Source organism: Streptomyces sp. NPDC057136 (genome assembly GCF_042670885.1).
Taxonomy (GTDB): Bacteria; Actinomycetota; Actinomycetes; order Streptomycetales; family Streptomycetaceae; genus Streptomyces.
The window spans coordinates 54,749-75,184 of the sequence record NZ_JBHUUV010000022.1; the positions used below are offsets into that span (position 1 = coordinate 54,749).

General features: G+C 69.8%; 19 protein-coding genes. 3 read left to right on the plus strand and 16 right to left on the minus strand.

Annotation, left to right across the window (positions count from 1 at the left end):
- Window positions 1-29 precede the first annotated feature (29 nt).
- The 9 genes from lepB (ACFT7S_RS24530) to ACFT7S_RS24570 all read right to left on the minus strand — a co-directional run bounded on the left by lepB (ACFT7S_RS24530) (window position 30) and on the right by ACFT7S_RS24570 (window position 6,121).
- The gene (lepB, locus tag ACFT7S_RS24530; protein ID WP_382735396.1) at window positions 30-923 is read right to left on the minus strand and encodes a signal peptidase I; all 894 of its coding nucleotides are present in this window, start codon (window positions 921-923) and stop codon (window positions 30-32) included.
- Complete coding sequence (lepB, locus tag ACFT7S_RS24535) at window positions 826-1,902, minus strand: signal peptidase I (protein ID WP_382735286.1); 1,077 nt, start codon at window positions 1,900-1,902, stop codon at window positions 826-828. Before lepB (ACFT7S_RS24535) ends, lepB (ACFT7S_RS24530) begins: the two co-directional genes overlap by 98 nt.
- Window positions 1,895-2,665 (minus strand): signal peptidase I, encoded by a 771-nt coding sequence (gene lepB, locus ACFT7S_RS24540; RefSeq protein ID WP_382735288.1) that lies wholly within the window; start codon window positions 2,663-2,665, stop codon window positions 1,895-1,897. Before lepB (ACFT7S_RS24540) ends, lepB (ACFT7S_RS24535) begins: the two co-directional genes overlap by 8 nt.
- 44 nt (window positions 2,666-2,709) lie before the next feature.
- Window positions 2,710-3,060, minus strand: a complete 351-nt coding sequence (gene rplS, locus ACFT7S_RS24545) for a 50S ribosomal protein L19 (protein ID WP_382735290.1) — start codon at window positions 3,058-3,060, stop codon at window positions 2,710-2,712.
- A gap of 127 nt (window positions 3,061-3,187) precedes the next feature.
- A complete protein-coding gene (gene trmD, locus ACFT7S_RS24550; RefSeq protein WP_382735292.1) occupies window positions 3,188-4,009 on the minus strand; it encodes a tRNA (guanosine(37)-N1)-methyltransferase TrmD in 822 nt (273 codons plus the stop codon).
- A complete protein-coding gene (gene rimM, locus ACFT7S_RS24555; RefSeq protein WP_382735294.1) occupies window positions 4,006-4,605 on the minus strand; it encodes a ribosome maturation factor RimM in 600 nt (199 codons plus the stop codon). The genes trmD and rimM overlap by 4 nt, the downstream gene beginning before the upstream one ends.
- A gap of 86 nt (window positions 4,606-4,691) precedes the next feature.
- Window positions 4,692-4,931, minus strand: a complete 240-nt coding sequence (locus tag ACFT7S_RS24560; protein WP_173316147.1) for an RNA-binding protein — start codon at window positions 4,929-4,931, stop codon at window positions 4,692-4,694.
- A 2-nt stretch (window positions 4,932-4,933) separates the two neighbouring features.
- Window positions 4,934-5,371, minus strand: a complete 438-nt coding sequence (gene rpsP / locus ACFT7S_RS24565; protein WP_185298246.1) for a 30S ribosomal protein S16 — start codon at window positions 5,369-5,371, stop codon at window positions 4,934-4,936.
- A 156-nt stretch (window positions 5,372-5,527) separates the two neighbouring features.
- Complete coding sequence (locus ACFT7S_RS24570; RefSeq protein ID WP_185298247.1) at window positions 5,528-6,121, minus strand: hypothetical protein; 594 nt, start codon at window positions 6,119-6,121, stop codon at window positions 5,528-5,530.
- 594 nt (window positions 6,122-6,715) lie between these two features.
- Between ACFT7S_RS24570 and ACFT7S_RS24575 the strand changes: the two genes are divergently transcribed.
- The gene (locus ACFT7S_RS24575; RefSeq protein WP_382735297.1) at window positions 6,716-7,588 is read left to right on the plus strand and encodes a methyltransferase domain-containing protein; all 873 of its coding nucleotides are present in this window, start codon (window positions 6,716-6,718) and stop codon (window positions 7,586-7,588) included.
- A 72-nt stretch (window positions 7,589-7,660) separates the two neighbouring features.
- On the opposite strand, the gene ffh is transcribed toward ACFT7S_RS24575, so the two are convergent.
- From ffh to ACFT7S_RS24600, 5 genes are all read right to left on the minus strand, one after another.
- The gene (ffh, locus tag ACFT7S_RS24580) at window positions 7,661-9,208 is read right to left on the minus strand and encodes a signal recognition particle protein (protein ID WP_382735299.1); all 1,548 of its coding nucleotides are present in this window, start codon (window positions 9,206-9,208) and stop codon (window positions 7,661-7,663) included.
- A 166-nt stretch (window positions 9,209-9,374) separates the two neighbouring features.
- Window positions 9,375-11,837, minus strand: a complete 2,463-nt coding sequence (locus ACFT7S_RS24585; RefSeq protein ID WP_382735301.1) for a [protein-PII] uridylyltransferase — start codon at window positions 11,835-11,837, stop codon at window positions 9,375-9,377.
- A gap of 28 nt (window positions 11,838-11,865) precedes the next feature.
- On the minus strand, window positions 11,866-12,204 hold the full coding sequence (locus ACFT7S_RS24590) for a P-II family nitrogen regulator (RefSeq protein WP_266924282.1): 339 nt from the start codon (window positions 12,202-12,204) through the stop codon (window positions 11,866-11,868).
- Window positions 12,201-13,544 carry an ammonium transporter gene (locus ACFT7S_RS24595; protein ID WP_382735304.1) on the minus strand — a complete coding sequence of 448 codons (1,344 nt, stop codon included), beginning with the start codon at window positions 13,542-13,544 and terminating at the stop codon, window positions 12,201-12,203. The genes ACFT7S_RS24590 and ACFT7S_RS24595 overlap by 4 nt, the downstream gene beginning before the upstream one ends.
- A gap of 344 nt (window positions 13,545-13,888) precedes the next feature.
- Entirely contained in the window at window positions 13,889-15,364 is a 1,476-nt protein-coding gene (locus tag ACFT7S_RS24600) for a hypothetical protein (protein WP_382735306.1), read from the minus strand.
- Window positions 15,365-15,786: 422 nt separating this feature from the next.
- Between ACFT7S_RS24600 and ACFT7S_RS24605 the strand changes: the two genes are divergently transcribed.
- Window positions 15,787-16,434, plus strand: a complete 648-nt coding sequence (locus ACFT7S_RS24605) for a bifunctional DNA primase/polymerase (protein ID WP_382735307.1) — start codon at window positions 15,787-15,789, stop codon at window positions 16,432-16,434.
- Between the two features lie 89 nt (window positions 16,435-16,523).
- Here the strand turns inward: ACFT7S_RS24605 and ftsY are convergent, their stop codons facing one another.
- Window positions 16,524-17,735, minus strand: coding sequence for a signal recognition particle-docking protein FtsY (gene ftsY / locus ACFT7S_RS24610; protein WP_382735309.1), 1,212 nt, complete (start codon window positions 17,733-17,735; stop codon window positions 16,524-16,526).
- Between the two features lie 211 nt (window positions 17,736-17,946).
- Between ftsY and ACFT7S_RS24615 the strand changes: the two genes are divergently transcribed.
- Entirely contained in the window at window positions 17,947-18,930 is a 984-nt protein-coding gene (locus ACFT7S_RS24615) for an LLM class flavin-dependent oxidoreductase (RefSeq protein WP_382735311.1), read from the plus strand.
- A 41-nt stretch (window positions 18,931-18,971) separates the two neighbouring features.
- On the opposite strand, the gene ACFT7S_RS24620 is transcribed toward ACFT7S_RS24615, so the two are convergent.
- Complete coding sequence (locus ACFT7S_RS24620; RefSeq protein ID WP_382735313.1) at window positions 18,972-20,390, minus strand: sugar porter family MFS transporter; 1,419 nt, start codon at window positions 20,388-20,390, stop codon at window positions 18,972-18,974.
- Window positions 20,391-20,436: the final 46 nt, after the last annotated feature.

Here is a 20,436-nt window from a genome sequence, read left to right on the forward strand (position 1 = left end):
ATCGACAATCGCTGATCCGAGTCGGCACCTTACCCGGCGGTACGCCCGCGGGTCAGCCTCCGGCGGCGCCACAACACGAGGGGCAGCGCTCCGGCTACACCCAGTGCGCCCGGCGCCATCGCAGCCGCCGCGTTCAGCCCGGGCTGGTCGAAGGTGCCGGGGACCGGCAGGGTCGCCCAGCGGCTGAGCGGCCAGGCGACGACGACGGCCCGGCCGACGACCTCGTCCGTGGAGACCGTGCCCTGACCGGGCAGCTCCTGGTGGTAGCGGGAGTCCAGCGAGTTGCTGCGGTGGTCGCCCATGACCCAGATACGACCCTCGGGCACGTTGATCGGTCCGAACGGTTCGTCATTGCAGGGGGTGTCCCCGGGGAAGATGAACGACTTCTCGTCCAGGGCCTTGCCGTTGACGGTCACCGGCCCGTTCTTCTTGCACTCCACCGTGTCGCCGCCGATCGCGATGACCCGCTTGATCAGGTCCTTCTCCTCGGCGGAGGGCATCAGCCCGATGAAGCTGAGGAACTTCTGCGCCACATTGGGCTCGGGCGGCACGGTGTCATCCAGCCAGCCGCCCGGGTCGTGGAAGACCACGACCTCGCCGCGCTCCGGCTCCGAGCCGAACCACGGTGTCAGCTTGTCGACCAGTACCCGGTCGCCCCGCTGCAGCGTGTTCTGCATGGAGTCGGACGGGATCGAGAACGCCTGTACCAGGAATGTCTTGATCAGCAGCGCAAGAATCAGCGCGATACCGATGAGCAGGGGCAGTTCCTTCCAGAAGGAGCGTTGCTTCTTCGGAGCCTTGCCACCGCTGTCCGGGGAGTCGCCGTCACTCTCCGTCCGGTCCACCGACGCCTCCCCCTGAGACTCGGCCTTCTCCGGCCGGTCCTCGGGTTCGTCGTGTCCGGATCGTGCGCCGACCGCCAAATCCCCCACATCCACTCCTCAATCCGTGCCACTGCCCGCGCCCTGGTCGGTGCAGGCTCACCACTCCCATAACGAGCGGGAGTTCCGCAGGGGTCGGGAACGGGACGATTCCGTATCGATCCTGAGAGGACACACTATTCGACCCGGCGGGCCCGGCCGCCGTCCCCGTGCCGGGGGCCGGGACCGAGGCGTACGTCTCCCGTTCCTCCAGCTTGCGCCAGTGACCGAACGGCCAGGCGATCACGACGGCCCGTCCCACGACCTCGTCCTCGGAAACCGTGCCCTTTTCCGGTTCGTCGAGATGGAACCGCGAGTCGGCGGAATTGGACCGGTGGTCACCCATAACGAAGATGCGGCCCGCCGGAACCTTTACCTCGAATTTGAGGGTCGACGGTTTGTCGTTGGGATGCACGTACTGCTCATTGAGCGGTACACCGTTGACCGTGATCCGGCCGTCCTCGCCGCAGCACTTGACCGTGTCGCCGCCGACGGCCACCACCCGCTTGATCAGGTCCTGCTCGTCGTCGGACGGCAGCAGCCCGATGAAGGTGAGCAGTTCCTCGGCCTGCTTGACGCCGATGGGCGGGTCCTCCTCCTGGGTCGTCTGCTCCTGCTGGAGCCAGCCTCCCGGGTCCCTGAACACGACGACGTCGCCGCGCTCCGGCTTCGAACCGAACCACGGCGTGAGCTTGTCGACCAGCACCCGGTCGCCGATCCGGATGGTCTGTTCCATCGAACCGGACGGGATCACGAACGCCTGCACCAGGAAGGTCTTGAGGACCAGCGCGATCAGCAGCGCCACGAGGATGAGGAGGGGTATCTCCTTCGCCGCGGACCTGCGCCTGCGCCGCTTGACCTTGCGGGCCAGTTTGCGGCGCTCCGCCCGGGTCGGCAGCGAACGGCGAGCGGTCGGCCTGGTCCCGGTCGGCAGCGGGACCTCCTCGTCCGACGCTCCGCGCGGCCGCCCGCGGTTACCCATGGGCTCCGCCCGGTACCCCTACGCCGTCGAACGCGTCGGTGCCGGGCAGGGAGCCCAGCCGGCCCAGTGGCCAGCCGAGCCAGTCGACCCGCCCGATCACCATGTCCACCGGGACCATGCCGCCGCCGGGCTGTCCCAGGAGCTCCCGGGAGTCACGCGAGTTGCTGCGGTGGTCACCCATCATCCACAGGGTGCCTTCGGGTACGACGATGTCGAACTCCACCGAGGACGGTTCGTCGCCCCGGTAGAGGTACTGCTCGTCCACGGACCGGCCGTTCACCTGAAGCCTCCCCCGCTGGTCGCAGCAGACCACGCGATCGCCACCCACACCCACCACCCGCTTCACGAAGTCGGTCTCGGCGGGTTCGGCCAGCCCGAGGGACGCGGCCGCTCCGCGCAGCAGGGCGGTGAAGGGGTGACCCCCGGACGTCTCCTGTACGAAGGAGCCCGTCCCGTCGAAGACCACCACGTCGCCGCGCTGCGGTGCGGAGCCGAAACGGTACGCCAGTTTATTGACGAGGACCCGGTCCCCGACCCGCAGCGTCGACTGCATCGAGCCGCTGGGAATCAGGAAGGGCTGCACCACGAAGTTGCTGAACAGCAGCAGCACCACCGTGAGGGCGGCCCCCAGGGAGACGGCCCGCCGCCAGGACATCGCGGTGGATATCCGGCCCGGGATACGCGAGAAGCGCGACCCCTCCCCCGGCCCCTCTTCGGGTCCGGAGGAGCGATCGCGCTCCATGTGCTGTGTGTCCGTGTCCATCGGGCCGAAGCTTATCCGGCCGTGCCGATGGCCTTGGAGTCAGCTCAGCGGTCGCGCTTCTCCTTGATCTTCGCGGCCTTGCCGCGCAGCTCACGGAGGAAGTACAGCTTGGCGCGACGGACGTCACCGCGGGTGACGAGCTCGATCTTCTCGAAGATCGGGCTGTGCACCGGGAAGGTGCGCTCGACGCCGACGCTGAAGGAGACCTTGCGGACCGTGAAGGTCTCGCTGACGCCCGCGCCCTGGCGACGGATGACGATGCCCTTGAACTGCTGGATACGGGAGCGGTTGCCCTCGATCACGCGCACGTGGACGTTGATGGTGTCACCGGCGCGGAAGGCCGGGACGTCGGTACGCAGCGAAGCGGCGTTGACGCCATCGAGCAGATGAGACATGTTGTCTGCTTTCTTCGCCGATGCCACAGGTCATCGACGGGAGAGAGGGAGAAGATTCGGGTGCTGATCGCGTCGGGCGGGCGTCTTTCCCCCTGTGGCAGGGGCGCACACCGGACGTACAGCAGCGTTATTCTTCCACGGCCTCGGGCCTGCGCCAAAATCGGCCGCCGGGCTCCGGGGACCAGCCGAGGATGGAAAGCATCTCGCGGTCCTTCTTGTCGAAGCCCGATGCCTCGCAACGCTCAATCAGATCCGGCCTGTTGAGCGCGGTACGACGGAAGGCCTGGTCCCGGCGCCAGCGCGCGATCCTGCCGTGGTGACCGCTGAGCAGAACCTCCGGAATACCGCGACCGCGCCATTCGGGCGGCTTGGTGTAGACGGGGCCCTCCAGCAGATTGGCCATGGCACCCGGTGCGAAGGAGTCGTCGCGGTGCGATTCGGCGTTGCCGAGGACGCCCGGCAGCAGCCGTGCCACGGCCTCCGTAATGACAAGTACGGCGGCTTCCCCGCCGGCCAGGACGTAATCCCCGATGGACACCTCGATGACCTGTATACGGGTGGCGTACTCGTCCATCACCCGGCGGTCGATGCCCTCGTACCTGGCGGGCGTGAAGATCAGCCACGGCCGCTCGGAGAGCTCGACGGCCAGTTCCTGGGTGAAGGCCCGGCCGCTGGGCGTGGGCACCACGATCACCGGGGAGTGCGCCCCGGCCTCGTAGCCGTCGGCCAGCGTCTCGTCCAGGCAGTCGCCCCAGGGGCCGGTCTTCATGACCATGCCGGGACCGCCCCCGTAGGGGGTGTCGTCGACCGTGTTGTGCCGGTCGTAGGTCCACTCCCGGAGGTCGTGGACGTGCACATCGAGCCGGCCGCGGGCGCGCGCCTTGCCGACGAGCGAGACGTTCAGCGGCTCCAGGTACTCCGGGAAGATCGTGACGACGTCGAGCCTCATCGGGTCCCGTCCCCGGACGGGATGGACTCGTCGCCCTCCTCGCCCTCCTCGCCCTCCTCGTCGCGCGAGGTGGCGACCACGGCCTCGCTCGCGTCGATCAGCCCGGGCGGCGGGGTGATGACCGCGCGCTGCTCCTCCAGGTCGATCTCGCTGACGATCTCCTCGACGAAGGGGATCATCACCTCGCTGCCGTCCGGGCGCTCCACGATGAACAGGTCCTGGGACGGCAGGTGCGTGATCTCGGTGATCCGGCCGATCTCGGTGCCATCGGCGAGGACCACGTCGAGGTCCATGAGCTGGTGGTCGTAGAACTCCTCGGGGTCCTCCGGAAGCTCGTCCGGGTCCACCTCGGCGATCAGCAGGGTGTTACGGAGGGCCTCCGCGCCCGTACGGTCCCGTACGCCTTCGAAACGGAGCAGCAGCCTTCCGCTGTGGACCCTGCCGGTCTCGATCGTCAGCGGACCCGTCTCGGCGGGCTCGGTGGCCAGGACGGCACCGGGGCCGAGCCGCACCTCGGGCTCGTCCGTGCGTACCTCGACGGTGACCTCGCCCTTGATGCCGTGGGCACGGCCGATCCGTGCGACTACCAACTGCACGCTACTTCTCCAGGTGATCGTTTACGGACGACAAAGGCCGGGGACGGCTCGAAAGCCCTCCCCGGCCCTGGCCGGTGTTCAACTCTTCAGCGAGCCTGATCCACGTCGACGAGGTCGACGCGGATACCGCGGCCGCCGATGGCACCCACGACGGTACGCAGAGCGCGAGCGGTGCGGCCGTTACGGCCGATCACCTTGCCGAGGTCGTCCGGGTGAACCCGGACTTCCAGCACGCGTCCACGGCGCAGGTCGCGCGAGGCGACCTGCACATCGTCGGGATTGTCGACGATGCCCTTCACGAGGTGCTCGAGAGCCTCCTCGAGCATGCTCAGGCCTCGGTCGACTCGGTGGACGCAGCGTCAGCCGCCTCGTCCGCCTTCTTGTCGGCCTTCTTGGCCTTCTGGGTGATGGCCTCACCCTTGGCCTCGTCGCCGTCCGAGGTCAGAGCCTCGAACAGGGCGCGCTTGTCAGCCTTGGGCTCCGGCTGCAGGAGCGGCGGCGGGGCCGGAAGGCCCTTGTGGGCCTGCCAGTCGCCGGTGAGCTTCAGGATCGCGAGAACCGGCTCGGTCGGCTGGGCGCCGACAGACAGCCAGTACTGCGCGCGCTCTGCGTTGACCTCGATACGCGAGGGGTTCTGTACCGGGTGGTACAGGCCGATCTCCTCGATGGCCCGACCATCACGGCGGGTACGGGAGTCGGCGACGACGATGCGGTAGTGAGGCGAACGGATCTTGCCCAGACGCTTCAGCTTGATCTTGACTGCCACGGAAGTGGTGTCTCCTGGTCTTGACGTGGTTGGGCACAACGAAGATGCCACGTGGGGTTGCGGTACTCGCGTGCCCGACGGACGCGTCAGTCGGAGGAGAGAGGGGTCCTATGCGACTGTCGAGTACAGCTGTCCATTGTGCCACACCGCATCGGGTCACCCCACCGCGACCGCCGCTTCCGGAATCCGGAACGGCTTTCCGCAGCCGCCGCAGACGATGGGGGCCTGTGCGAGGACCGAGGGAACCACGCGCACATTGCGTCCGCAGTCGCAGACGGCCTTGACCCGCACGCCACCTCCGGAGGAGCCGTGCCGGGCGGCCGGCCCGCGGAAGGAACGCTTGGTGTCGGCGGCGGTGGCGACGGTGTGCGCCTTGAGGGCGCGCTGCAGCCGTTCGATGGTCGGTCGGTACCTCCGCTTGGCCTCCGGGTTCAGGGTGACCAGCGAGAATCCACTGCTGGGATGGGGTTCCTCGGCATGATCGAGGCCCATCTCCTCTGCGATCGCAAGGAATCGTCGGTTGTGGTAACGGCCGGCGCGTGAGGTGTCGCGGACACCTCTCGCGGCGGCGATGCCGTGGACTGCCTCATGCAGCAGTCGCTCGAAAGAGAGCTCGGCGCCACAGGCGGACGACGACTCTCCGATCAGGGACTCGGGCGCGGCAAGATCGGGCAGCTCGGGGTGGTACCGCTGAATATCGGCCCACGCCTGTGCCAGCTCTGCGGCAAGTACAGGTGGTGTCGTGCTCACGTCGTGACAACGAGCCTGAGTGCCCCGGTGTTCCTATTCCGGGGCATCCCAAATAATTTGCACGTACCAGTCAGTTGCCGTTGATGCGTCCGGACGAGGGCGGGTGCGCAGATCTGCGGAGAAGCCTCACAGCTCACACCAAGGTGGTACGTAGCGCCTCGTACGTCCGGCGCGTAGTCGCGGGGGCGGCGCGGGAGCCCCGACGGGCTCCGGGGTGCGCCGGCGGCGGCCGGGACGAGGGCGACACTACCCGGCGTTCCGTACGCCCCGGACACCGGCCCGCCCGCGTCACGGACCCGCTGAGTACGGGGGTGAGTACGGGGCATGGAGTGCTCGACGTGCTCCGGGTCGCGTGTCGGGTAAGACTGGGGAGGGAAGAGCAGGAGCCCGCAGGGCCCGACGTCGTGCGAATCCGTCCACCGAAGCTGCTGGTCGGCGGGGGTGCACGACCGGGGCGCACAAGCATTGCCTTTCAACCCCTGGACGAGACCGCGGATGCGGAGTTCTCTGACATACGGGGGGACTGCGGGCGTACGCACACGGGGGGCCGTCCACTCGGGCACGACCGACCTCTTGGCGGATTGGGGCGCTTTCATGACACCAACGCTCGTCCGGCACCACAGGTATGCGGATTCGTCCGCCACGGTGGACGCCGGTACCCGTGCCCGCGACTGGGCCGAGATCCAGGAGCGGATGCTGGCACCGCTGTACGAAGCGGTGTACCAGCGGCTCGAAGTCGGGGCCGCCACGCGCATGCTCTCCATCGGCTGCGGCTCCGGGCTGGCGCTGCTGATCGCGGCAGCCCGCGGCGCACGCGTCGCCGGCGTCGACACCGACCGTGAACGGCTCGCGCTGGCCCGCGAGCGCCTCCTGCCCGATACGGGGTGGGACGGCGGCCCGGATCAGCCTGCGGCGGAGCAGCCGAGGCTCTTCGTCGGTGGCCCGTCGGCCGCTGCCGCGGCAGCGGGCGAGGCCCCGTACAACCTCCTGACCGCGTTCAACCCGATCGGCTGTGTGACCGGTGATTCCGAAGGGCTCTCGCCCGCGCTGGAATCGGCGGTGCGGCTGGCCGCCCGGGGCACCACCGTGGTCCTGACCGGCTGGGGGCCGCCCGAGCGGTGCGCCACAGCGCCGGTGCTGCGAGTGGCGGCCCGGCTCGCGGAATCGGCCCGTGCACCTCGGTCCGCCGGACTGCGGGCGGCCCGCCGCGACGATCTGGAGGACGTGGCGGCGCGGGCCGGGCTGAAGCCGGACGGTTCGGGCCGGGTGTCCTGCCCGTTCGGATACGCCGATATGGACAGTGCGGTGCGCGGCCTGCTGTCGACCGGGCTCTTCGACTCCGCCGTTCGGGCGACCGACCGGTCCCAGGTCGAGAAGGAGGTCGCGGAGGCGCTGCATCCGCACCGCCGCCCGGACGGCACGGTGTGGATGCCCAACGTGTTCCGTTATCTGGTGTGCGTCTCCTGATACGGCACACTCGGGACATGAGTAAGGGGCGCCCCCCTGGGAGGGCGCCCCTTACAGCTGGCCTCTCGGCGATCAGCCCATGAACTTCTTGAACTCGTCCGGCAGCTCGAAGTTCTTGTCCTCCTGCGCCGGCAGACCCAGCGCGCCGCCCTGGGCCGCCTGCTCGCGGCGTACCGCCGCTGCCTGCTCCTCGGCCTTGCGCTTCATCGGGTTACCGCTCTTGCGCTTGCCCTTGGCCTGCTTGATCTGCTTCTTCTGACGGCCGGGGCCGCCACCCATGCCCGGCATTCCAGGCATCCCGGGCATGCCGCCGCCCTGGGCCATCTTCGACATCATCTTGCGGGCCTCGAAGAACCGCTCCACCAGATTCTTCACGGCGGAGACCTCGGCGCCCGAACCCTTGGCGATACGGGCCCGGCGCGAGCCGTTGATGAGCGTCGGCTCGGCGCGCTCCTTCGGGGTCATCGACTTGATGATCGCGGCCATACGGTCCACGTCACGCTCGTCGATGTTGTTGATCTGCTCCTTGATCTGCCCCATACCGGGCAGCATCCCAAGGAGCTTGGAGATGGAGCCCATCTTCCTGACCTGCTCCATCTGCGCCAGGAAGTCGTCGAGCGTGAAGTCCTTGCCCTTGCTCGACGCCAGCTTGGAGGCCATTTGAGCGGCCTCTTCCTGGCTGAAGGTCTTCTCCGCCTGCTCGATCAGGGTGAGCAGGTCACCCATGTCGAGAATGCGGGAGGCCATACGGTCCGGGTGGAAGGCGTCGAAGTCCTCGAGCTTCTCGCCGTTCGACGCGAACATGACCTGCTTGCCCGTGACATGGGCGATCGACAGGGCGGCGCCACCGCGGGCGTCACCGTCGAGCTTGGAGAGGACCACACCGTCGAAGCCGACGCCGTCACGGAAGGCCTCGGCGGTGTTGACCGCGTCCTGGCCGATCATCGCGTCGACGACGAAGAGGATCTCGTCGGGGCTGACGGCGTCGCGGATGTCCGCGGCCTGCTGCATCAGCTCCTGGTCGATACCGAGGCGGCCCGCGGTGTCGACGATGACGATGTCGTGGACCTTGGTCTTGGCGAACTCGATGGAGTCCTTGGCGACCTTGACCGGGTCACCGACGCCGTTGCCCGGCTCCGGCGCGTACACCGCGACTCCGGCGCGGTCGGCGACGACGCTGAGCTGGTTGACGGCGTTGGGGCGCTGGAGGTCACAGGCGACGAGCAGCGGGGAGTGGCCCTGGCCCTTGAGCCAGAGACCGAGCTTTCCGGCGAGGGTCGTCTTACCGGCACCCTGGAGACCCGCCAGCATGATCACGGTGGGCGGGTTCTTCGCGAACCGCAGGCGCCGGGTCTCGCCGCCGAGGATGCCGACGAGCTCCTCGTTGACGATCTTGACGACCTGCTGGGCCGGATTCAGGGCCTGGGAGACCTCGGCGCCGCGCGCCCGCTCCTTGACCTTGGCAATGAAGGCACGGACCACGGGGAGCGCGACATCGGCTTCCAGCAGGGCGATACGGATCTCGCGAGCCGTGGCGTCGATGTCCGCCTCGGACAAGCGGCCCTTGCCCCTGAGGTTCTTGAAAGTCGCGGCAAGGCGGTCGGAGAGAGTATCGAACACGGCGCTCGTCGGTCCTCAGGGTCGGGGGCGGGGCAGGTCAGTCGCCCTCCAGGGTATCCGGCCACCGGAGAACACAAAGCCCTCGCCCATTTCTCGTGACGGACGGGGGCCGATCCGCCGCTCCGGCGGGCGGAGCGGCGGGCGGACGACAGGTGGGCGGCGGCCCTCAGCCGAGGGCTTTTTCGACCTCTCCGGCCACCTCTGCCGCCCGGGCATCGGGCAGCGGGTTCCCGTCGGTGTCCGTGACGTAGAACGCGTCCACCGCGTTCGCGCCGAGCGTCGAGACATGGGCGCTGCGGACCCGTACCGAGCTCTGCTCCAGAGCCCGGCCGATCCGGTGCAGCAGCCCCGGGGCGTCCTGGGCGCGGACCTCGATCACCGTGGCGACCTGGGAACCCGCCGCGGCGACGGTCACCCGGGGCGGCGGGGCCTTGACCCCGCGCCGGCGGGGGTAGGCCGCTTCGCGTTCGGCCAGGCGGGCCCTGATGTCCAGGGAGCCGTCCAGGGCCCGCACGAGGTCGGCGCGGAGCCGGGTGGCCTGCGGGAGCGATCCGTACTCGGCGGCGACCCGCCAGCTGAGCAGCAGCAGATCGGCGGTGTCGCCGAGCTCGGTGGGGAGCTCGACGGCGCGCAGATCGGCGGCGCGGACCGTGAGGCGGTGCAGGGCGAGGACTCCGGCCGCCGCGGGCAGGACGCCGGGGCGGTCGGGCAGGGCGATGAGGAGTTCGACGCCGACCGGTTCCGGTTCGCCGTCCTCGGGGTGGGTCTCGGTCTGGGCGTGCAGGGAGAGTACGGGCTCACCGGTGCGCAGGGCCTCGATGGCGAGGCGTTCCTGTTCGGCGCTGGGCGCGGCCGGTTCCGGTTCCGGTGGGGCCTCTCCGGCGAGTACGGCGGCGGCGCGCCCGACGAGGTCGGTGACCAGGGAGGCGCGCCAGGTGCTCCAGGCGGCGGGGCCGGTCGCTAGGGCGTCGGCCTCGGTCAGGGCGTGCAGGAGCTCCAGGGTCGAGGTGGTGCCCACTGCGGTGGCGACGGAACGCACCGTCGCCGGGTCGTCGAGGTCGCGCCGGGTGGCGGTCTCGATGAGCAGCAGATGGTGGCGTACGAGAGTGGCGATGACGCCCACGTCGTGTTTGTCGAAGCCGATGCGGCCTGCCATGTCGCGGGCGATGACCTCGCCCGCGACGGAGTGGTCGCCGGGCCAGCCCTTGCCGATGTCGTGGAGGAGCGCGGCGACGAGGAGCAGGTCGGGGCGGCCGACGCGGCGGGTGAGGGTGGCGGCGCGTACGGCCGTTTCGACGAGGTGGCGGTCGACGGTCCAGGTGTGGACGGGGTTGCGCTGCGGGCGGCAGTGGACCCGTTCCCAGTCCGGCAGCAGCCGGGTGATGATCCCTTCCGATTCGAGCGCTTCCCAGACCCCCACGGTGGCCTCGCCCGCCCCGAGAAGGGTGACCAGTTCCTCGCGGGCCTCGGCGGGCCACGGCACGGGCAGCGGGCGGGCGGCGCTCGCCAGGTGACGTACGAGGTGGCGGGAGAGCGGCAGCCCCGACTCGGCGGCGGCCGCGGCGGCCCGGAGGGTGAGGACCGGGTCCTTCTCGGGGCGCGCGGTGCGGGCGAGGACGACCTCGCCGTCCGCCTCCACGACCCCGTCGGCGAGCGGGGTGCGGTCGGGGACGGGCTTGCCGCCGCCCAGTCCGCCGCCGAGCATCGCGCGCAGCCGGGGCCGGACGGAGCGGGCGCGCAGCACCCGGTTGACCTCGCGCCAGGTGACGTCGGTGGCGTACGAGACGGTGCGGGCGGCCTCGTAGACCTGGCGGAGCAGCGCGTCGGCGTCCAGGAGGTCCAGTTCGGCGGCGACCTGGTCCTGCTCCTGGAGGGCGAGACGGTCGGTGGCGCGTCCGGTGGTGAGGTGGAGGGCGTCGCGGGCGTCGAGGAGGATGCGGCGGGCCTCGGAGAGCCCTTCGCGCGGGGCGTCGGCGACCCAGGACGCGGCGACGGCGCGCAGGGCGGTGGCGTCGCGCAGGCCGCCGCGGGCCTCCTTCAGGTCGGGTTCCAGGAGGAACTGGAGCTCGCCCATGCGCTCGGCCCGTTCGCGGCAGAGTTCGTCCAGGGCCGGGAGGCGCTTGGGTGCCTGGTTGCGCCAGTCGGCGAGGATCGCGGTGCGCAGTCCGGCGGCGAGGCCGAGGTCCCCGGCGACGGGCCGGGCGTCGAGCAGTCCGAGGTGGACCTTGAGGTCCTCGCCCGCCGTCCTACGGGCTTCGGCGGGGGTGCGTACGGAGTGGTCGAGGGCGAGGCCGAGGTCCCAGACGGGGTACCAGACCCGGTCGGCGAGGGAGGCGATGGCTGCGGCGTCGGCGCTGCCGTCGTGCAGGAGCAGTAGGTCGAGGTCGCTGCGCGGGGAGAGCTCGCCCCGGCCGTAACCGCCGACGGCGACGAGGGCGGCGCCCCGGACGCCCGCTTCCGCGGCCGCGGTGGTGAAGAGCGCGTTCAGCCAGTCGTCGGTCAGTGCGGCGAGGGCAGCACGGCGCGGCGGCCCGGACTGCGCCTTCTCCTGGAGGAGGCGCAGCCGGGCCGCCGCGTAGCCGCTGGGTCCCGATTCTTCGGATTCGGTGGTCACTTCAGAACTCGTCACCCAGCTGCCTTTCGGTTGTACGGGACGCTCAGAGCGCGTCGGGGCCGCGTTCCCCGGTCCGTACGCGGACCGCGGTCTCGACCGGCACGCTCCAGACCTTGCCGTCACCGATCTTGCCGGTGCGGGCGGCCTTGACGACAACGTCGATGAGTTGTTCGGAGTCCTCGTCCTCGACGAGTACCTCGATACGGATCTTCGGTACGAGGTCGACGGTGTACTCGGCACCGCGGTAGACCTCGGTGTGTCCGCGCTGGCGCCCGTAGCCGCTGGCTTCCGTGACCGTGAGGCCCTGGACACCGAAGGCCTGGAGGGCCTCCTTGATCTCGTCGAGCCGGTGCGGCTTCACGACTGCGGTGATGAGCTTCATGCGTCCACCTTCTTCTTCGGAGCTGCCGTCGTGCCCGGTCCTGCGGTGCGCGGAGCCGCGCCGCCTCCGGCGCCACTGAAGTCGTACGCCGTCTCGGCGTGCTCGACCTGGTCGATGCCGGAGACCTCGACGTCCTCGGGGACCCGCATCCCGATCGTCTTGTCCAGCAGGAAGGCGAGGATCGCGGAGACGACCAGAGAGTACGCCAGGACCGCGAAGACCCCGACGGCCTGCTTGCCGAGCTGGTCGAGGCCGCCGCCGTAGAAGAGGCCCTTGGCGTCGGACTGGACACCGCCGGTGGCGAAGAGGCCGACGAGCAGGGAGCCTGCGACACCGCCGACGAGGTGGACGCCGACGACGTCCAGGGAGTCGTCGTAGCCGAACTTGTACTTCAGGCCGACCGCCATGGCGCAGAGCACACCGGCGATGGCGCCGACGGCGATCGCGCCGAGGGGGCTGACCGCACCGCCGGACGGGGTGATGGCGACGAGGCCCGCGACGGCACCGGACGCGGCACCCAGGGTGGTGAAGGAGCCGTGGCGGAGCTTCTCGTAACCGAGCCAGGCGAGCATCGCGGCGGCGGTGGCGACCTGCGTGTTGACGAACATGACCGCGCCGACGCCGTCGTCGTTGCCCAGCCACGAGCCGGCGTTGAAGCCGAACCAGCCGAACCAGAGCAGACCGGCACCGAGCATGACGAGCGGCAGGCTGTGCGGCCGCATCGGGTCCTTCTTGAAGCCGACGCGCTTACCGATGACGAGGATCACGCCGAGAGCGGCGGCACCGGCGTTGATGTGGACGGCCGTACCACCGGCGAAGTCGATGACGCCCAGCTCGAAGAGCCAGCCGCCCGCGCCCCAGACCCAGTGCGCGACCGGGAAGTAGACGACGGTGACCCAGAGCGTGATGAACAGGGCCCACGAGGTGAACTTGACCCGGTCGGCGAGTGCGCCGCTGATCAGGGCCGGGGTGATGATCGCGAACATCAGCTGGAAGACGGCGAAGACGTAGACCGGGATGGTGTAGCCGTCCCAGAGTTCGGTGATGCCGATTCCGCTGAGGCCGACGTAATCCGAGCTCCAGCCGATGATCGAGCCGGAGTCGGTCCCGAAGGCGAGGCTGAATCCGTAGAGCACCCACAGGATCGTGACGATCCCGAGGCTGATGAAGCTCATCATCAGCATATTGAGGGTGCTCTTGACGCGGACCATGCCTCCGTAGAAGAAGGCCAGGGCCGGAGTCATGAGCATCACCAGAGCCGAGCAGATGAGCATGAACCCGGTGTTGGCGGCAGACAGCTCAGGGGCGTCTGCGGCAAGCGTCATGATGCCTGGGGGCATCGGCGTCTCCTCGTCGTCGGTGCGGCCGCGTGCGGGCGAGAGTGCGGGGCCACGGGGAAAAAAGTGCGGGCCGGTTATGCGCCATGAGATTGGCCCAGCACCGTTTCCGCAGATGCTGCACGGTGTTTCGCCCCAGTGACGAAGAGGCGCGGTGTGTTACGTCCGAATGAACCGGGAGTGGCGTAAGCACTGCGCTGCCTACCATGCGTTCCGCGCCGCATACGGTGCGGTTGAAACGGCCGGAGACGTGAACCGGCCACGACAACCATCCGATGATCTGGCAATGGGGGAGCCGAGTCGGGCTGTACGGGATGGTCGTCGTGGCCGGTGGTGACGGAGCCGGATCAGACCGCTTCGGCGGTCTCCGGCAGCTGCTCGTGGAGCAGCTCGGTGAGCCTGGCGACATCGGCGACATCGCCGAAGTCCCTGGCAGCGGTGTCGACGGTCTTGCGGAGCCGGGTGTTGACCCGCTCGGAGCGGACCTTCCTGGCGACCTTCAGGGCCTGGGTGGCGAGCACGGTGGACTGCTCGGGCTCGCGCTTGAGCAGATGGACGGTGGCCATGCCGATCAGATTCAGTGCGTACGACCGCTGGTGTTCGTCGTCCTCGCCGAAGAGCTCGACCGCCTTCTCCATGACGGGCTCGGCCAGTGAGGCGTACGTGGGGCTGCGGCCGGCCACATAGGCCAGGTCACGGTAGGAGTGGGCGTTCTCCCCGTTGAGCTCGGCCTCGGAGAAGAACCTGATCCAGTCGGGCTCGGGATCACCGTCGAGTCCTGCGTCGAGGAAAGTGTCCTCGGCCATCCGGACCGCTCGCTTGCACTTGCTGGGCTGGCCCATGTTGGCGTAGGCGCGGGCCTCCATCGCATACAGCATGGCCTGGGTGCGCGGGGTGGCGCAGTCCCGGCTGCCGTACTGCGCGAGATGGATGAGTTCCAGGGCGTCGTCGGGCCGTCCGAGGTGGATCATCTGCCGGCTCATGCTGGAGAGCACGTACGAACCGAGGGGCTTGTCGCCGGCCTCCTTGGAGGCGTGCAGGGCGAGGACGAAGTACTTCTGGGCGGTGGGCTGGAGCCCGACGTCGTAGCTCATCCAGCCCGCCAGCTCGGCCAGTTCGGCCGCGCACCGGAAGAGCCGGGTGGCGGTGGCCTCGGGCTGCGGCTCCTGCAAGAGGTCGGTGACCTCGTGGAGCTGTCCGACGACTGCCTTGCGCCGCAGTCCGCCGCCGCACTGGGCGTCCCACTGGCGGAACATCGCCGTGGTGGACTCCAGCAGGTCCAGCTCGGGGCCGGAGAGCCGGGAGGGACGGCGGGCCGAGGCCGGTGATTCGGGTTCGGCGGGCCCGGCGGCGGGGACGGGCACCAGCCAGCGCTGCATGGGTTCGATCAGGGTGGGGCCCGCGGCGAGGGCGAGCGAGGAGCCGAGGAAGCCGCGCCGGGCGAGCATCAGGTCGCTGCGGGAGAACTCGGACAGCAGGGCGACGGTCTGCGGGCCCGCCCACGGCAGGTCGACGCCGGACACGGAGGGCGACTGATGTGCCGTACGCAGTCCGAGGTCCTCGACGGTGACGACGGCGCCGAAACGCTCCGAGAAGAGCTCGGAGAGGATGCGCGGGATCGGCTCGCGGGGCTGTTCGCCGTCGAGCCAGCGCCGCACCCGGGAGGTGTCGGTGCTGATGTGGTGGGCGCCCATCTGACGCGCCCTCCGGTTCACCTGTCGCGCGAGTTCGCCCTTTGACCAGCCGCTGCGCACGAACCATGATCCCAATTGCCCATTGGGGCGCTTTCCGGCATTCGTCTCGCCTGCGCCGCTGCCACTCACTGGAACGCCCCCATCCCGCCGAAACCTGTCGCGCGAACCACTATCAGAATGCCGTGCATCGATGCTGCCCGTACGGAGGTTGCATGCCCTCGCACAAGAAGTCGGGTTGCCTCCGGCATACCCGTGGGCGCCCATACTTCCAGGCTTCGTGTACCGACGGTAATCCTACGATCACGCCTCTCGCGAGGGCCCTTACAGAAACGCCACCATTCGCCACCCCTTCGGATGAACGCGCCTGGCGCCTGCCGCGATTCACTTGACAAGCGGCGATCAACAGAGGGCGGAATGAAGCACTCGGGGGCGCAGAGCGTGGCGCACAACCCCCCGCAGCACCCGCACCACAACGGATCGACGACGAAACGGCGGGCGGATCAATGCCTCCGGGTCGTAACCACCGGTGAGTCGGACCCGTTGGAGGGGGCATGGGCTTCACGATCGGCGGCATCCGTGAGATGCGATCCGGCTCGCGGCGCCGCGGCCGTTCGGCCGACGGCACAGCGGTGGCCGAGTACACAGGACTCTGGGGCTGGGCGGTGACCCCGGGCGCGCGGGCCTCCGCCGGCAACTGCTCGTGCGGGGACACGGCCTGCGCCGCTCCCGGTGCGCATCCGCTGGACTTCGCCCAGGAGGTCCCGGCGGGCGCCCCGCTCGGCATCGCCGCGGGCGCGTGGGCCGAGGTGCCCGGCGCCGCGATGCTGCTCCCCGTCGGCCGCACCTTCGACATCCTCGATGTCGCCGAAGCGGCCGGGCGCCGCGCACTGGTGCGGCTGGAGCGGATGGGACTGCCGCTCGGCCCGGTGGCCGCCACACCGACCGGGCGCGCACAGTTCTTCGTGGCCCCCGGGGCCGCGGCCGAACTGCCCGAGCTGCTCTACCGGCTGGGCTGGGACGACGCGGACCTCGATCTGCGGGCCCTGGGCCCCGGTTCCCACATCACGGCCCCGCCCTCCGACCTCGGGGGCCTGGGACCGGTCCGCTGGCTGCGCCCGCCGTCGCCGGACACCGCGGGCGCTCCCCCGCAGGCGCGGCTGCTGCTGGGCACGCTGGCGTACATCTGCCACCGCCTGTAGAGCGCGGGCACACATGAGGGCCGGACAAGCCGGCACACGGCTTGTCCGGCCCTCATACGTATACGTACGCGACGGCCCGGTGTGCGGCGTCAGTCGCCGATCAGCGCGTCCACGAACGCCTCGGGCTCGAACGGGGCGAGATCGTCGGGACCCTCGCCGAGGCCGATCAGCTTCACCGGTACGCCCAGCTCGCGCTGGACGGCGATGACGATGCCGCCCTTGGCGGTGCCGTCCAGCTTGGTGAGGACGATGCCGGTGATGTCGACGACCTCGGCGAAGACGCGCGCCTGCACCAGGCCGTTCTGTCCGGTGGTCGCGTCCAGGACGAGCAGGATCTCGTCGAGCGGTCCGTGCTTCTCCACGACCCGCTTGACCTTGCCGAGCTCGTCCATCAGACCGGTCTTGGTGTGCAGACGGCCCGCGGTGTCGATGAGCACGACATCGGCGCCCTCGGCGATACCTTCCTTCACCGCGTCGTACGCGATCGACGCGGGGTCGCCGCCCTCGGGTCCGCGGACGGTGCGGGCACCGACGCGCTCGCCCCAGGTCTGGAGCTGATCGGCTGCGGCGGCGCGGAAGGTGTCGGCCGCGCCGAGCACGACGCTGCGGCCGTCGGCGACGAGCACCCGGGCCAGCTTGCCGGTGGTGGTGGTCTTGCCGGTGCCGTTGACACCGACGACCATCACGACGCCGGGGGTCTCGGCCCCGCCCTCCGTCTTGACCGCGCGGTCGAAGTCGGTGCCGAGGAGGGCGACGAGCTCCTCGCGCAGCAGCTTGCGCAGCTCGTCGGGGGTACGGGTGCCGAGTACGCGGACCCGTTCGCGGAGCCGCTCCACGAGTTCCTGGGTGGGAGCGACGCCGACGTCGGCGGTGAGGAGGGTGTCCTCGATCTCCTCCCAGGTGTCCTCGTCGAGGTTGTCGCGGGACAGCAGCGTGAGCAGGCCCTTGCCCAGTGAGTTCTGGGAGCGGGCGAGCCGGGCGCGCAGCCGTACGAGACGGCCGGCGGTGGGCTCGGGGATTTCGATCGCGGGGGCGGCGGGCGCCTCCGGTTCGGCGGTGGCCGGGGCTTCCGCGGTATCCGGGAGACCGGCCTCCTCGATGGTGCGCCGCGCTTCGTCGCGGGGCGCCTCGGCTTCCTCGCCGACATGGGGTTCGGCGGGAGGAGTGAGGGTCGGCGTGCTCGACGGCGGCGAGGGCGGCAGCTGCTTCTTCTTGCGGCTGCTGACCACGAGCCCGCTGATCAGGCCGACCGCGACCAGGGCGATGACTACGGCAAGGATGACGATTTCGACGAGTTCCATAACCCGTCCAGTATCGGCCACGGCCGCGACGGGGGCACCGCTCCGGCTGCCACCCGGAGGCACACGGGGGCGTAATGCACCTTTTGGCGGTAACAGGCACCTTCGGCGAGGCCCGGCCGCTACCGGGCAGCAGGACCGACGCCCTACCTTTCTGACGCCACGTCAGCTACCGTGCCGCCTCGCCAGGCCGATCCGGCGAAGGGGACATGCCATGCCGTTCACAGTGCTCCGGTTCAATCTCGTCGACCCCGCAGCCACCTCGGACGCACTCTCGGCCCGCTACCGTGCGGCGCTGGAGATGGCCCGGTACGCCGATGAGCACGGCATCGACACGGTGCAGACCGAGGAGCACCACGGGGCGGACAACTCCTGGCTGCCCTCCCCCTTCGTCTTCGCCGGTGCGGTCTTCGGGGCGACCCGGCGGATCGCGGTCACGGTCTCCGCGATCATCGGCCCGCTGCACGACCCGCTGCGGCTGGCCGAGGACATCGCGGTCCTCGACCTGCTGAGCGCCGGCCGCCTCGTGACGGTGGCGGGTATCGGCTACCGGCCCGAGGAGTACGAGCGGGCGGGCGTCGAGTGGGGCCGGCGCGGCCGGCTCCAGGACGAGCTGCTGGAGACGCTGCTGCTGGCGTGGACCGGAGAGCCGTTCCCGTACCGGGGGCGTACGGTCCGGGTCACCCCACGCCCGTACACCCGGCCCCGTCCGATGCTCCTGGTGGGCGGCAGTTCGCGGGCCGCGGCGCGGCGGGCGGCACGGCTGGGACTGCCGTTCTTCCCCAGCGCGCATCTGCCGGAGCTGGAGGCGTACTACCACCAGCAGCGCGCGGAGTACGGGACCGAGGGCTTCTGCATGATGCCGGGCGCGAAGACCCCGCTGCTGCATCTCTCCGAGGACCCGGACCGGACCTGGGCGCACTACGGCGAGCACTTCCTGCACGAGGCGCGTACGTACGCCTCCTGGCAGTCCAAGGACATCCGCTCGGCCGTGCGCTCGACAGCGACGACGGTGGAGGAGCTGCGCGCCGAGGGCGTGTACCGGATCCTCACGCCGCAGCAGTGCGCGGAGCTGGACGCCGACAGCCTGGTGCTGCATCCGCTGTGCGGCGGGATGCCCGTCGAGGAGGGGTGGCGCAGCCTGCGGCTGTTCTGCGAGGTGGCCGGGAGCGGAACCGCCCCGGCTCAGCAGGGCTGAACCGGGGCGGTTCCTCTGTTCGAGGAGAGGGGCAGCGGGGATTAGCCCATCTCCTCCAACGCCTTGCCCTTGGTCTCCTTCACGAACTTGAGCACGAAGGGGATCGAGAGCACGGCGAAGACCGTGTAGATGATGTAGGTGCCGGAGAGGTTCCAGTCGGCGAGGCTCGGGAAGCTCGCGGTGATCGCCCAGTTGGCGATCCACTGCGCGGATGCGGCGACGCCGAGTGCGGCGGCCCTGATCCGGTTCGGGAACATCTCGCCGAGGAAGACCCAGACGACGACACCCCACGACAGGGCGAAGAAGAGTACGAAGACGTGGGCCGCGATCAGCGCGACGACACCCTGGGTGTTGGGCAGTTTGCCGTCGACCAGATCCGCGGAGAACGCCCACGCCTCGAAGGCAAGCGCGATCGCCATACCGCAGGAGCCGACCAGGGCGAGCGGCCTGCGTCCCACCCGGTCCACCAGGACCATCGCGATCACCGTGCCGATGATGTTGATGATCGACGTGGTGAACGAGTAGAAGAACGAGTCGGTCGGGTCGATGCCGACGGACTGCCACAGCGTCGCCGAGTAGTAGAACGCCACGTTGATGCCGACGAGCTGCTGGAAGACCGACAGTCCGATACCGACCCAGACGATCGGCAGGAAGCCGAAGCGGCTGCCGAGCAGATCCCTGAAGCTGGACTTGTGCTCACGGTGCATGGCCGTCTCGATCTCGGCCACCCGTGCGTCGAGGTCCACATGCTCGCCCTCGACCTCGGCCAGGATCTCCCTGGCCCGGCCCCTCTTGCCGACCGAGATCAGGAAGCGCGGCGACTCGGGGATCGCGAACGAGAGCAGTCCGTACAGGACGGCGGGGACGACCATCACGCCGAGCATCCACTGCCAGGCTTCGAGGCCGCCGATCTCGCCGCGCTGGTCGCCGTCGGCGATCTGGAGGATCCCGTAGTTGACCAGCTGGGAGATGGCGATGCCGATGACGATGGCCGCCTGCTGGAAGGAGCCGAGCCGGCCGCGGTAGGCGGGGGGTGAGACCTCGGCGATGTACGCGGGTCCGATGACCGAAGCCATACCGATGGCGAAACCGCCGACGACGCGCCACAGCGCCAGGTCGAGGAGCGAGAACGGCAGCGCCGAGCCGATGGCACTGGCGGTGAACAGCACCGAGGAGATCTGCATGCACCGGATGCGCCCGATCCGGTCGGCGATACGTCCCGCCGTCGCGGCGCCGATCGCACAGCCGATCAAGGCGATGGCGATGACCTGGGCAAGTGTCCCGGAACCGATGTCGTACCGGTCGCGGATCGCCTCCACCGCGCCGTTGATCACTGAGCTGTCGTATCCGAAGAGGAAGCCGCCCATCGCTGCGGCTGCCGTAATGAAGATGACATGGCCGAGGTGGTCCGGATGAGCCTCTCGGGCCCCGGACGCCGGTCCGTTCGCTGTGCTGGTCACATGAACTCCTGATGCCTGGCCGCTACGTCAGGCGTGGGGGGCGAGC